The 12705-nt window shown below is 65.7% G+C and carries 11 protein-coding genes; 8 read left to right on the forward strand and 3 right to left on the reverse strand.

The features are described 5' to 3' along the window. Together ACU8YE_RS20350 and ACU8YE_RS20355 are read right to left on the reverse strand one after the other, a co-directional pair. A complete protein-coding gene (locus tag ACU8YE_RS20350) occupies positions 1-930 on the reverse strand; it encodes a sterol desaturase family protein (protein ID WP_446929448.1) in 930 nt (309 codons plus the stop codon). A 98-nt stretch (positions 931-1028) separates the two neighbouring features. Continuing rightward, positions 1029-1466 (reverse strand): hypothetical protein, encoded by a 438-nt coding sequence (locus ACU8YE_RS20355; RefSeq protein WP_260803567.1) that lies wholly within the window; start codon positions 1464-1466, stop codon positions 1029-1031. Between the two features lie 224 nt (positions 1467-1690). On the opposite strand from ACU8YE_RS20355, the gene ACU8YE_RS20360 reads away from it, so the two are divergent. The 4 genes from ACU8YE_RS20360 to ACU8YE_RS20375 all read left to right on the forward strand — a co-directional run bounded on the left by ACU8YE_RS20360 (position 1691) and on the right by ACU8YE_RS20375 (position 6934). Beyond that, complete coding sequence (locus ACU8YE_RS20360; protein ID WP_232041380.1) at positions 1691-3493, forward strand: methyl-accepting chemotaxis protein; 1803 nt, start codon at positions 1691-1693, stop codon at positions 3491-3493. A 122-nt stretch (positions 3494-3615) separates the two neighbouring features. Further along, a complete protein-coding gene (locus ACU8YE_RS20365) occupies positions 3616-4773 on the forward strand; it encodes an ATP-grasp domain-containing protein (RefSeq protein ID WP_446929449.1) in 1158 nt (385 codons plus the stop codon). Further along, positions 4770-5909, forward strand: coding sequence for a hypothetical protein (locus tag ACU8YE_RS20370; RefSeq protein WP_446929450.1), 1140 nt, complete (start codon positions 4770-4772; stop codon positions 5907-5909). The genes ACU8YE_RS20365 and ACU8YE_RS20370 overlap by 4 nt, the downstream gene beginning before the upstream one ends. Continuing rightward, a complete protein-coding gene (locus tag ACU8YE_RS20375) occupies positions 5906-6934 on the forward strand; it encodes a Rieske 2Fe-2S domain-containing protein (RefSeq protein ID WP_446929451.1) in 1029 nt (342 codons plus the stop codon). Before ACU8YE_RS20370 ends, ACU8YE_RS20375 begins: the two co-directional genes overlap by 4 nt. A 12-nt stretch (positions 6935-6946) precedes the next feature. Here ACU8YE_RS20375 and ACU8YE_RS20380 read toward each other — a convergent pair whose 3' ends face one another. Further along, positions 6947-7294 carry a GFA family protein gene (locus ACU8YE_RS20380; protein ID WP_232041376.1) on the reverse strand — a complete coding sequence of 116 codons (348 nt, stop codon included), beginning with the start codon at positions 7292-7294 and terminating at the stop codon, positions 6947-6949. 218 nt (positions 7295-7512) lie between these two features. Here ACU8YE_RS20380 and ACU8YE_RS20385 point away from each other — a divergent pair, with 218 nt between their 5' ends. The 4 genes from ACU8YE_RS20385 (at position 7513) to ACU8YE_RS20400 (ending at position 12598) form a co-directional block, all read left to right on the forward strand. Beyond that, positions 7513-7998, forward strand: coding sequence for a cupin domain-containing protein (locus ACU8YE_RS20385; protein WP_316880606.1), 486 nt, complete (start codon positions 7513-7515; stop codon positions 7996-7998). A 95-nt stretch (positions 7999-8093) separates the two neighbouring features. Then, positions 8094-9188 carry a uroporphyrinogen decarboxylase gene (hemE, locus tag ACU8YE_RS20390; RefSeq protein WP_232041374.1) on the forward strand — a complete coding sequence of 365 codons (1095 nt, stop codon included), beginning with the start codon at positions 8094-8096 and terminating at the stop codon, positions 9186-9188. Between the two features lie 590 nt (positions 9189-9778). Continuing rightward, complete coding sequence (locus tag ACU8YE_RS20395; protein ID WP_446929452.1) at positions 9779-12076, forward strand: primosomal protein N'; 2298 nt, start codon at positions 9779-9781, stop codon at positions 12074-12076. Positions 12077-12346: 270 nt separating this feature from the next. Next, positions 12347-12598 carry a hypothetical protein gene (locus ACU8YE_RS20400; protein ID WP_446929453.1) on the forward strand — a complete coding sequence of 84 codons (252 nt, stop codon included), beginning with the start codon at positions 12347-12349 and terminating at the stop codon, positions 12596-12598. Positions 12599-12705: the final 107 nt, after the last annotated feature.

Here is a 12705-nt window from a genome sequence, read left to right on the forward strand (position 1 = left end):
TCAGTTGGCTGCAACGGCCGGGGCGATTGGCTGCTCTTCGGGAATGAGCGCGGCGCGGCGGCGCAAATCCTCCGTCGTGTCGCCATTGCCATCGGGCCGCCAGCCCGGTGGGCGGAACAGGTAGCCCAGCACTTCGCTGGCCGAGCGTGCGGTCTTCAGGTCTTGCCAGAGCGCGCGCCAATGTGCGAATTCGATCACCAGCAGGTTGTATGTGCGCATCGGGTGCACGAGGCCGTAGCGGCAGGGCACGTCCTTGCGCTCGGGGATGTAGGTGCCGAACAGCCGGTCGAACACGATCAGCACGCCGCCGTAGTTGCCGTCGAGGTATTCGAGGTTGGACGCGTGATGCACGCGATGTGCCGAGGGCGTGTTCAGCACCCATTCCAGGGGCCCCAGGCGGGGGATCCACGTGGCGTGAATCCAGAACTGGTACAGCAGATTGAGCGACAGCAGCATCAGCACGATGCGCGGCGGCATGCCCAGCAGCGGTGCCAGCGCAAAGAAGGCGAGCGTGCCGGTCAACCGTCCTGTCCAGCCGAAGCGGTAGGCCGCCGACAGGTTCAGGTCATTGGGCGAATGGTGGATGGCATGCGTACACCAGAACCAGCGCACGCGGTGCGCGGCACGGTGGTACCAGTAGTAGCAGAACTCCTGGCCAAGAAAGCACGCAACCCAGCCCGTCCAGTGGTCCATCGGCAGCGTCCAGAGACGATGCTGGTAGACCCATTCCAGACCTTGCATCCAGAACGCCAGCGGCAGCAGCCAGCGCAGTGGGTACTCGCGTACCAGGAAATCCACCACCGACAGGCCAGCGGCCTTCCAGTCGTAGTTGGCCCAGCCTTTTCTCAATGACAGCACGACGGCCTCGGCCAGTGACGACACCAGCACGAGCACGACGGCAATCTTCAGGATGGTGAACAGCACGGCCATGGCGCAGGGCTCCCGGCTCCGTAGGAATGCCAGCGACGGTACTGCAAACGATACCGGAGCGGCAATTGGGGCCGACGCCGGGGCGTCTTACAACATATTCAACGCGCCCAGGTGTTGTTGCGGTTGTGCAGAAAGATGTGCACGCCGCCGCTCTTGTCTTGCGCCACGCCGGCACTGCCCCAGGAGTAGCGGGTCAGGCCACCCGGGTCTTGGCCGAGTTTGCCGGCAATCCAGCGGCGGTGGCGTTGTTCCACCACGTCGATGTCGTCGTACGAGACCGGCTGCGCCAGCTCGACGAATACGCTGACGAGCGCATCGGCTTCAAACCGCAGGCTGACGGTCACGGGCGTGGCGTCGTCCAGCGCAGCCACTGTCGCGAATTGGCAGGGGACGTCTCTGCCTTCGACGCTCACGGACCGTACAGGCCCGACTGTAAAGCGCGCGGGCAGGGCATCCGCTTTTGTCTGCGGTGTGATGCGGATGTCGGCAAGCCGGATGTCACCGGTGGCGGGGTCGATGTGGACGGCGTCGTGCATGGGCTTCAGTTTGAGGGGAGTGAATTGCCTGGGCAATCATGCGGGGCGCTTCCTTTTATAGCAGTCATCCCTTCGTGGGGGAGGGTTTCGCCGCCTCAAGTTCGCTTGCGCGGTGCCGTAGCAGCTTGAAGTGGCCCCCGACAGCCGGCAGTCGGATCTGGAGGGCGCTGCGGCAAATACCGTACGCAGTCAGATTCATGGAAAACGTTTGGCCTAGAAGAAACATGATCTCCTCTCTCCGCACCCGAATTCTCCTCATCTCATCGGCCACCGTGGTCGGTGCCCTGGCGCTGTCCGGCGCCGCCACGTATTCCATCGTGCGTTCGAACACGATGGAATCGATCGATCAGAATCTTGCCGCCATCACCAGCGCCAACACGCTCGTCATCGACAAATGGGTGGCGGCCAAAGCGCGTGCTGTAAAGACGACGGCGGACGTCGTCGAACATGGCGATCCGCGCGGCCTGGTCAAGCACATGGGCGATGCGGACGGCTTTCCCATCACCACCATTGGTTGGACCGACAAATCGTTCCTGTCCACCAGCAGCACCACCCCCAAGGACTACGACCCCACCGTCCGCCCTTGGTACAAGGAAGCCATTGCCGCTGGCAAGCTGCTCGTCACGAAGCCCTACGGTGATGTGTCTACGGGCGTGAAGTACGTCTCGTTCTCTGCCCCGCTGATGCGCAATGGCGAAGCCACCGGCGCTGTGAGCGGCGCCGTGCCGCTGGACCGTGTACGCGACGTGGTGGCCGCCGTGCACCCGACCCCGTCGAGCCTGGCGTTTGTCGTGGCCAAGGACGGGCAAGTCATCGCCCACCCCGACGCCAAGCTGATGCTCAAGCCGGTGTCAGATGTGTCGGCGGCGCTCAATGCCGATGTGCTGGCATCGCTTGCCAAAGCCAATGCTCCGCTGGAAGTGGAGCTTGCAGGCGCGCCGAAGCTGCTGAAGGCCCAGGCCGTGCAGGGCACCGACTGGAGCCTGGTGATCGCGCTGGACAAAGCCGAGGCCACCGCGGGTTTGCGCAGTGTCGTACGTGCCCTGGCCGTCGCCATCGTGCTGCTGACGCTGGCGGCGCTGGGCATTGCCGCATTCTTCACGTCGCAGTCGTTCCGCCGCCTGTCGCAGGTGCGTGATGCGATGGACACCATCGGCTCCGGCGGCGGCGACCTGACGCACCGTCTGCCTGTGGTCGGTAACGATGAAGTCGCGCAGATCAGCGCGTCGTTCAACACGTTCATCGACAAGATCGGCGAAGTGCTGCTGGACGTGCGCGCCAGCGTCGACAGCATGAAATCCGCCACCGGCGAGATCGAAGCGGGCAACCGTGATCTGTCCAACCGCACCGAGGTCTCCGCCAGCAACCTGCAGGAAACCTCTGCCGCGTTGACCGAACTGACGACCAGCGTGAAGAACTCCGCCGATGCGGCCGTGCAGGCCACGCGGCTGGCCAGCGATGCAAGCGATGCCGCCACGCGCGGCGGCGAGGTGGTCTCCAGCGCCGTCAGCACGATGGACGAGATCGCCAAGTCGTCGGCGCGTATCACCGAGATCATCGGCGTGATCGACAGCATCGCGTTCCAGACCAACATCCTCGCGCTGAACGCCGCAGTGGAAGCCGCTCGGGCCGGCGAGAACGGCCGCGGCTTTGCCGTGGTGGCCGGCGAGGTGCGCACGCTGGCGCAACGCAGCGCCACGGCCGCCCGCGAGATCAAAGACCTGATCCAGGCATCGGAAGCCAGCGTGAAGACCGGCGCGCAACGCGTGCAGGCCGCCGGCGCCACGATGCAGGAGATCGTGCAGGGCATCGAGCGTGTCGCGCGCATCATCGGCGAGATCGACGGCGCGATGCACGAGCAGAGCACCGGTATCAGCCAGATCGATCGCAGCGTGGCCGAGATGGACCAGGCCACGCAGCAGAACGCCGCACTGGTGGAGCAGTCGACGGCCGCATCGTCGATGCTTAACGAGCAAGCGCAGGGGCTGGCACGCACAGTGGGCCTGTTCAAGCTGCGCGGCGTCTGACGCACCGTACCCCTCTTCAACGCGCCCGGGCCGGGTGCCCCTTTGCCTAGAATGGAGCCCCGGCAACTTCCCCGCGCCCCTCGCTTTCGGCGGACGTTGCCTGACCTCAACGCTCCGCCTGCATGCCCAATGTGCTGATCCTTGGTGGCCGCGCGCCGGTGGCGCTCGACCACGCCCGCCGCTTTGCCCACCAGGGGTGGACGGTCTGCATTGCCGACAGCATTCCGTGCCAGATCAGCGGCGCTTCCAAGGCGGTTTCGGCCAGCTTTCGCATTGCATCGCCGCGCCATGCGCCCGCGCAGTTTGCGGCCGACCTCGCACGCATCGTGCACGAACGTTCCATCGATCTGCTGGTGCCGACGTGCGAAGAAGTGTTCTTCGTATCGCGCTACCGGCATCACTTGCCGACCCACGTGCGGGTGCTGGCCGAAGACTTCGACAAGCTGCGCGCGGTGCACAGCAAATGGACGTTCCTTGAACTCGCGCAGGATTGCGGGGCCGATGTACCGGTCTCCGCGCGGGTGCGTACGTTGGACGAAGCGCGCGCCTGGGCAGCCGGCCGCGCGGTTGTGCTCAAGCCCGAGTTCTCGCGCTTTGGCGTGCATGTGCGCCTGTACCGCGACGGCATCCCCGATGATGCGCCGCCGCTGGCCGACCTCGGCGCCTGGGTGGTGCAGACGTTGGTGGCGGGCCAGGAGTTCTGCTCGTATAGCGTGGCCGATCGCGGTCGGCTCGTGGCTCATGCGCTGTATCGCCCCGACTGGCGCATGTCGACCAGCGCGAGCTTCTACTTCGCGCCCGCACGCATCGACGCGGTGCGCCACTTCGTTGCCAACTTCGCGCGCAAGCTCGACTTCACAGGGCAGCTCTCGTTTGACTGGATCCAGCAGGCCGATGGCCGTGTGAGCCCGCTCGAATGCAATCCGCGCGCGACCAGCGGCTGCCACCTGTTCGGCCTGGACGATGCGTTGCCCGCCGTGCTGGCCGGCACGCTCGACGGCTGCGTCGAACCGTCGCTGGGTGTGCCGCGCATGGCGGCTGCGGTGATGGCATCGGCAGGGCTGTTCGATGCGTTGCGCCACGGCACGCTGCGCCAATGGCGCCACGACTGGCGCGCCGCCACCGACGTCATCGCCACGCCGGGCGATCGCGGCCCGCTGTGGGGCGGCGTGTGCGATCTCGCCGCTTATGCGCGCATGGCCATCGCCCAGCGTTGCAACATGCGCGAAGCCGCCACGCAAGACATCGAGTGGGACGGTCAGGAGTTGCCCGAGGTATGAATGCGCCCGGCGCCGTGCCCCATGCGTGCTTTGCCGACAAGGCCGGCGCGTTCCTGAACGTGCATCGCGGGCAGGCGTCGGTGCCGTTCGTTGCCAATCTGGTGACGCAGGTCGATGTGGTCGAGGCTGGTGGTCTGCCGCTGCCCGTGACCATTAACGGCAGTGAGGATCGCGCCGGCCATGGCGAGAACGCCTGGGTCTGCTCGCCCATCACGACGTACGGCCGCTATGCGGCGGAAGAATCCGAGCGTCTGATGCCGCGCATGGTGCGGCCGCTGCTGCGTGGCGCCATCGGCTTGGCCGATGCGTGGATGCGGCATGCGCAGCTCGATCGCGCGGTGGCCGTCAACAACTGGCTCGTCAGTACGAACCTGTATCCATCGGCAGCGGGCTTCGATCTGGATGCGCTGGCGCGCACGTGCCGCGAGCGTTGGCCGGACCGCGCGATCTGGCTGCGTTCACTCAATACGATCCAGCACGCCGATTGGCTACGCGCTGCCACCGCTGCCGGCTTCGATTTGATCCCCACGCGGCAGGTCTATCTGTTTCGGCACCTGCAGCGCGCTTCGCGCACGTCGGAGCTGCGTCGCGATCTGCGGCGGGATCTCAAGCTGCTCGACGCGACCCCGCTGACGTTCGTGCCGCACGACGGCTTTACCGATGCCGATTTCGCCCAGGGCGAGCGGCTGTATGCGCAGCTCTATCTCGACAAGTATTCCGCGCTGAACCCACGCTATACGGCAGCGTTTCTTCGCGCGTGGCATGCCGCGGGGCTGCTCGAATGCGCGGGCTTTCGCGATGCGCACGGCGTGCTGCGCGCGGTGGTTGGCGTGTTTGGGCAAGGGCCGTTGCTGACTGCACCCATCGTCGGCTACGACACGACGTGGCCCCAGCAAGCAGGGCTGTATCGCCTGCTGATGGCGCACGTGCTGCGGTTGACCATCACACGCGATGCCGAGCTGAACCTGAGCGCCGGCGCCGCGCACTTCAAGCGCCTGCGCGGCGGCGTGCCGGCCATTGAAATGAGCGCCGTCTATTGCAGGCACCTGCCAACCGCCACGCGCCGTGCCATCGCCGTGCTGCGTGCTCTCACCACCCGGATCGGCGTGCCGATCATGCAACGCTTTCAGTTATGACCGCCTGGAACGCCACGCTGCTGCGCGGTTGGCACCCCGTCGCCGAGGCGCATCGCCTGCGCGACAGGCCGATGCGCGTGACCATATTCGGCCGCGCAGTGGTGCTTGCGCGTTTGCCCTCGGGCGGACTGCTTGCGCTCGATGACCGCTGCCCGCATCGGCATGTGCCGTTGTCCGACGGCCAGCTCGTTGGCGAAACACTGCAGTGCAAGTACCACGGCTGGACGTTCGGCGCCGATGGCCGTTGCACGGCCATGCCGGGCATGTGCCCAGGCGCCGCCGTGCCCGCCGTGCAAGTGAATGCCTGGCAGGCGTTCGAGCACGACGGGCTGATCTGGATGAGCGCGCGGGCGCCGAGTGAGGCTGCGCCTGCTGCCTTGCCCGTATTCCTGAATCGGTTACCGGCGGGGAGCCGCCGCTTTCTTTGGAGCACGCTGTGGCAGGCGCGCCCGGCCGATGCGCTGGAGAATTTTCTTGATCCGCTGCACACGCATCTCGTGCATCCGGGCCTCGTGCGCAACCACGGCGCGCGCCAGCCGATAACGGTGACCGTCACTCAATCGGCAGATGGCCTGCAGGTCGACTACGCCGGCCAGGCGCAGCAAAGCGGCTTGCTGTACCGCCTGTTCGAATCGCCGCGCACGATGGAGCGTGCACATTTCGCTATCGCCGCCCCGGCGACCGCCCAGCTCGAATACCGCTACGCCAACGGCAGTGCGCTGTATTTCACGCTGCACTTCACGCCCGAAGACGAGATGCGCACGCGCCTGTTCGCCACGCTGCATGTGGAAAACCGCTGGGCGCCGGCCTGGGCCGTGCGCTGGTTCGTCTGGCCGTTCCTGTATCGCGTGGCGGAGCAGGACCGTCGCATTGTTGAAGCGCAGGCTGCCAACAGCGTGCGCTTTGGCCGGCAGGACGGCATTTCCACCGAACTCGATCTCGTGCGGCCGATGCTGGATGCGGTGTGGATGCCGGGCGGCAACCCCGTCGAGGCGGGCGAGCGGGTGATACAGATGTGGCTGTAGCGCACGGCGCCGCTACATCGACCGCCCGTCAAACTGGGTGACCGGCACGCTGGCCAGATCGATGTCTTCCAGACAGCGCACGTTGATGGCAATCATCGGCGTGCCGTCGGGCATGACGCCCTCGGCATACGGATGGATGCCGCAGGTCGGGCAGAAGCGGTGTTTGATCACGTGCTTGCGAAAGAGATAGGTGCTTGCGTTGTCTTCGGGCGTCAGCAGCCGAACCTTGTCGCGCGCCACGAACCACAGCAGCGAGCCCTTGCGCTGGCAGATCGAGCAGTTGCATGCCATCGCGCTTTCCGGATGGCCTTCGACTTCGAACGCGACGTTGCCGCAGTGGCAGCTTCCTTTGTGTGTCATGCCGGTCTCCTGTGATGTGCGTTTTGTGGCGGGCTTGGCGCCGTCCACTATAGGCGAGCCGGTTTGGGGCCGGCGCCCCGGATTCTCGGGAATCGCCCTAGGTCTACGCCTGCGCGTGCCGATGCGACAATCGCCGCGAGCGCGCCAAACGAATGAGCCAACCAGCGCGCCGCTGACCGCCGCGCCTTGACGGCGACCGCGTCATGAGGAGCCCAACCATGCATCGCCATCGTCCTGTTGCTGTGATCCGGGCGGTTTCTGCCGCCGCCATCTTTGCCTGCTGCGCCGGCGCGTTTGCGCAAGCGTCCCAACCGGCTGCGGCAGCGGCTCCAGCCTCGGCGCCGACGCTTACGGCGCAGATCGTCAACATGGGCAGCATGACCCCGGACGAGATCGGCCCCGTCATCGCCGAGATGGGCACGCTGCGCACGAAAACACTGGTGACGGCGGCCAACGGCACGGTGGGCATCCAGGTGGGGACCGTGGCCAGGCACACGCATACGTACTCCGACGAGATCCAGTACGTGATGTCCGGCACGGCCACCGTCTGGCTCGACAGCGCGCCGCGCGAGGTCCGGGCGGGCGATCTGATCGTGATTCCGCGTGGTGTGGTGCACGGAACGCTGACCACCAGCACGGATTTCAAGGCGATGGCGATCAAGCTGCCGCCACAGCGCGCGGGCGATACGCACAAGGTGCCGTGATATCTGCGCCCGTGACCTGCGACATGTTGGCCTGGGTCAGGGCGGGATAAAAACACCATCCCTTACAATGGCGCCCTCCTCAAGAGTCCATCGCCATGTCCGCCCCGCTCGCCAACGACACCTTCCTGCGCGCCCTGCGCCGCCAGCCGACCGACTACACGCCGCTGTGGCTGATGCGCCAGGCGGGCCGCTATCTGCCCGAGTACAACGCCACGCGTGCGCGCGCCGGCAGCTTTCTCGGCCTGGCCAAGTCGCCGGCGTATGCGACGGAAGTGACGCTGCAGCCGCTGGATCGCTACCCGCTAGACGCGGCGATTCTGTTCTCCGACATCCTGACCGTGCCCGACGCCATGGGCCTGGGCCTGTCGTTCGCGCAGGGCGAGGGCCCGCGCTTTGCCAAGCCGGTGCGCACGGAAGCCGACGTGGCGGCGCTGTCGGTGCCCGACATGTCGTCGCTGCAATACGTGTTCGATGCCGTGGCAGAAATCCGCCGTGCGCTCGTGCAGGACGGCCGCCAGCGCGTGCCGCTCATCGGCTTCTCGGGCAGCCCGTGGACGCTCGCCTGCTACATGGTGGAAGGCGGCGGTTCGGACGACTTCCGCACCGTCAAGTCGATGCTCTATGCGCGTCCGGACCTGATGCACCGCATCCTGGAGATCAACGCGCAAGCCGTGATCGACTATCTGAACGCCCAGATCGAGGCGGGTGCCCAGGCTGTGCAGGTGTTCGATACCTGGGGCGGGGCGCTTGCCGATGGCATCTACCAGGAGTTTTCGCTGGCCTACATGGCACGCGTGGTGAAAGGCATCCGCCCCGGGGCCGACGGCCAGCGCGTGCCGGTCATCCTGTTCACCAAGGGCGGTGGCCTGTGGCTTGAAGCCATGGCCGAGACCGGTGCCGACGCGCTGGGCGTGGACTGGACCGTCAACCTGCAGCTCGCCCGCCAGCGAACGGCAGGGCGCGTCGCCCTGCAGGGCAACCTGGACCCGACGGTGCTGTTTGCCGAACCCGACGCCATTCGCGCCCAAGTGCGCCGCGTGCTGGAAGACTACGCCGCCAGCGGCGACAGCGACGGCCACATCTTCAACCTCGGCCACGGCATCTCGCAGTTCACGCCACCCGAGGCCGTGACGGTGCTGGTGGACGAAGTGCACAGCTTCAGCCGCGCGCTTCGCACGAAAGCGAAATAACACGATTGAGATCAATGTTGCGGTGCGATAGCGTTTGAATTGGGCCGCAGTTGTGCGTGAAGCCAGGGGCACGGGTGGAATCTTCGCCGCTTTGGTGCAGTCGGGGTGAGTGACTACTCGCGTGCTGGTGGCCCCATCTGGCCCGGAAGGGGTGTCAAGCGATTTATTTCGCGTTTTCTGGTGCGTAAGCCGGCTGTCAAGACTTGACTTATGCACAAAGCTGTCGCGGCTGGTTCTTTCCGCGGCGCAACAGGGCGGTCTGTGTGCATCCAACGCATAAGTGTTTGATTTTTATAAAAGAAAGCCGCGTGCGCGTAAATCGTGCAAGCTAGAAAAACGGTGAATCCATTGGCCTTCACGGGCGCGGCAGGCGACTTTTCAACAAAGTTATCCACAGGTCGTGTGGATAGCCGGGAAAACGGTCGCCGATCAGGGCGCCAAGGCACAAACCTCAAGTAATACTTGAACATTGAGCCGACCATGGCAATGGCTGTGAAGGCAAGGTGAGATGGGCAAGACGCATTTCCCAGGTGCAGGATCCGCCGCTGCATCGCAACAATCCCTTTGCAATTCAACCGTTTGCGCTTTGCATGACCACCACCCAAGTCGACGCTGCGTTTTCTGATGCCAAGGCGTCGGCCGCCATCGTGCGGGTGGTGATCGATACGCCACTGGATGCCGTGTTCGACTACCGGTGTGCGCGGCCTGTCCTGCCGGGGCAGTTGGTTGTGGTGCCCTTTGGCAACCGGCGCGTGGTGGCGTTGGTGGTCGACACTGCCGCGACCACCGATGTGCCCCAAGAGAAGCTGCGCGATGTCGAGCGCGTGCTCGACTGGGTACCGCCGCTCGATAGTGAATGGCGTGCCTTGGCCGAATTTGCTGCCGGCTACTACCACCGTGCACTGGGCGAGGTGACGTTGCCGGCGCTGCCGCCGTTGTGGCGCACGCCCGGAAGCTGGGTCAATCTTGCCCGACAGGCCAACGAAACCGTCTATGTGATGTTCGAACCGGCCCGGGCCGCGTTGCTGGACAGCATTCCGAAACGTGCGTCCGGCGCCATGCGCCTGGCCGAAGCGCTCACCGGCGATGGTGAGTTGAGCACCAGCGCGGCGGTCGAGCTGCACGGGCAAGCCGTTGCCAAGCTGCGGGATTGGGCGACGGTCGGATGGCTGCGCGCAGAACTGCGGCCGAAGGCGCTGTTGCCGCAACCGCTCGAATTGCCTGCGCCTTCGGTCGCACCCGCCCTGAACGACGAACAGGCTGCCGCCGTGGCCGCCATTGCCCAAGCTGGCGCGGCTGGCACATTCAGCCCGTTCCTTCTGTACGGCGTCACCGGCAGCGGCAAGACCGAGGTCTACCTGCACGCCATCGCCGATGCCCTGGCGCGCGACCCGGCCGCACAGGTTCTGATGCTGGTGCCCGAGATCAACCTGACGCCGCAACTGGAAGCGCGCATCGCCGCACGTTTTCCCGGCGTGCCGATGGCGGCGCTGCACAGCGGCCTGGCCGAGCAGCCGCGTGCGCTGAACTGGCTGGCCGCGCATCGCGGCGAGGCCCGCATCGTGCTCGGTACGCGGCTGGCGATGCTGGCGTCGCTGCCCAACCTCGCGCTTATCCTCGTCGACGAAGAACACGACACGTCGTACAAGCAGCAGGAGGGCCTGCGCTATTCCGCACGCGACCTGGCGCTATGGCGTGCCAAGCAGCGGAACATCCCCGTGGTGCTGGGCTCCGCCACGCCGTCGCTGGAAACCTGGTGGCGCGCCGAGCAGACCGCCACCACGCGTCTGACGCTCTCGCAACGCGCGCAGGCTGAAGCCGTGCTGCCGCGCGTGTCGCTCATCGATTTGAACCTCGAGCGCCGCGCCGGGCGCCAGATTCGCGATGGGCTGTCCAAACCGCTTGTGGATGCGATTGCCGATCGTCTGGCGCGTGGCGAACAAAGCCTGCTGTTCCTCAACCGCCGCGGCTACGCGCCCGTGCTGTCCTGCGACGCATGCGGCTGGCTCTCGGGCTGCCCGCGTTGCTCCGCGTACCTGGTGCTGCACAAGCCGGAGCGGCGCCTGCGCTGTCACCACTGCGGGTATGAATCGCGCATTCCGCATCACTGCCCCGACTGCGGCAACGTTGATATCGCCCCGCTCGGGCGCGGCACCCAGCGCATCGAAGAGACGCTTGGCGAACTGTTTCCGCAAGCCCGCGTCGCCCGCATCGATGCCGATTCCACCCGCCGCAAGGGCAGCGCCGAAGCGCTGTTCGACACCGTGCACGAAGGCAGCGTCGATATCCTGATCGGCACGCAGATGGTCGCCAAGGGGCATGACTTTCAGCGCGTGACGTTGGTGGGCGTGGTGGCGCCGGACCCCTCCCTCTTCAGCCATGACTTTCGCGCCGGCGAGCACCTATTTGCCTCGCTGATGCAGGTGGCGGGCCGTGCCGGCCGTGCAGGGCTGGCCGGCGAGGTGCTGATCCAGACGCGGTATCCGGATGCGCCGGCGCTGCAGGCGCTGGTCCGGCACGACTATGCCGGGTTCGCGCGCCAGCTTCTGCGTGAGCGCAAGCAGGCCGGGCTGCCGCCGTTTGCGTATCAGGCGTTGCTGACGGCTGAACACAAAGAGGTCGCGCGGGCGTTGGAATTTCTCGGCGCCGCGCGGGAGGCTGGCGAAGCGCTGGCGGCCGAGCTGGGGGCGCCCGTTTTCCTGCATGACGCGGTGCCGATGACCATGGTGCGGCTGGCCAACCGGGAGCGCGCGCAACTGTTGGTGGAAAGTGCCTCGCGCGCGGCCCTGCAAAAGCTGCTATCCGCCTGGACGGACGGGTTTGCCGGCATCAGCAAGACCGTGAAAGGCGTGCGCTGGCAGTTGGAGATCGATCCACTGCGGATCTGATCCCGGGGTCGGAACACGGGCGGTGGACCCCACACCGCGAAACGCGAGGGTCAAACCGCGATGCTCCATTGTCCGAGCTCTAAAATCTCGACCTAAAACTGTGGCACGTCAGCTTTCAAGCGTGGAGCGCGACCCTGAAACCGCGGAGCGCGACGGTCCGAGGCCTGCGCATGGGCCGAAAACCATGAACTCAACGAATCTCCGAGGCTGGGGCGCGACCCGAAAAGACTGAAGCGCCACGGTCCAGGGTCGGAACATGAGCCTCGGACCGTGGCGATCGACCATCCAAGCCTCGAACGCCACGATAAAACCCTGGAGCGCGACCGTCCGAGCATCATGCATGAGCCTGAAACGGTGAAATGCGAGGCTCAGACCGTGGAACGCCACAAGAAAACGCTCGAGCACGAGGCTCGGAGGCTGAACGGTCAGCGTTCAACCGTGGCGCGCCTGGGTCTCCTTCACTTTCCCCCCGAAGGTGCGCATTTCCCCACCTTGGCCCATGTGCGGTTGCACCAAATCTAGCCCTTTTGAAGCAAGGGGTTCTACTAGGTTGCACCTTCCGAGTTGCCGGGCGTATGATCCGCTCCGATTTGCCGGCCACAAGCTTTGGCAATGGCAGCTAAGGATAG

The sequence above is a fragment of the Ralstonia sp. VS2407 genome (assembly GCF_052950655.1).

What these genes read in the sequence shown, in the direction of transcription:
- ACU8YE_RS20380 (WP_232041376.1), bottom strand. Translation starts at nt 7,294, where the DNA reads ATGACACACAAAGGAAGCTGCCACTGCGGCAACGTCGCGTTCGAAGTC.
- ACU8YE_RS20370 (WP_446929450.1), top strand. Translation starts at nt 4,770, where the DNA reads ATGAATGCGCCCGGCGCCGTGCCCCATGCGTGCTTTGCCGACAAGGCC.
- ACU8YE_RS20360 (WP_232041380.1), top strand. Translation starts at nt 1,691, where the DNA reads ATGATCTCCTCTCTCCGCACCCGAATTCTCCTCATCTCATCGGCCACC.
- ACU8YE_RS20365 (WP_446929449.1), top strand. Translation starts at nt 3,616, where the DNA reads ATGCCCAATGTGCTGATCCTTGGTGGCCGCGCGCCGGTGGCGCTCGAC.
- ACU8YE_RS20385 (WP_316880606.1), top strand. Translation starts at nt 7,513, where the DNA reads ATGCATCGCCATCGTCCTGTTGCTGTGATCCGGGCGGTTTCTGCCGCC.
- ACU8YE_RS20355 (WP_260803567.1), bottom strand. Translation starts at nt 1,466, where the DNA reads ATGCACGACGCCGTCCACATCGACCCCGCCACCGGTGACATCCGGCTT.
- ACU8YE_RS20395 (WP_446929452.1), top strand. Translation starts at nt 9,779, where the DNA reads ATGACCACCACCCAAGTCGACGCTGCGTTTTCTGATGCCAAGGCGTCG.
- ACU8YE_RS20375 (WP_446929451.1), top strand. Translation starts at nt 5,906, where the DNA reads ATGACCGCCTGGAACGCCACGCTGCTGCGCGGTTGGCACCCCGTCGCC.
- hemE (WP_232041374.1), top strand. Translation starts at nt 8,094, where the DNA reads ATGTCCGCCCCGCTCGCCAACGACACCTTCCTGCGCGCCCTGCGCCGC.
- ACU8YE_RS20350 (WP_446929448.1), bottom strand. Translation starts at nt 930, where the DNA reads ATGGCCGTGCTGTTCACCATCCTGAAGATTGCCGTCGTGCTCGTGCTG.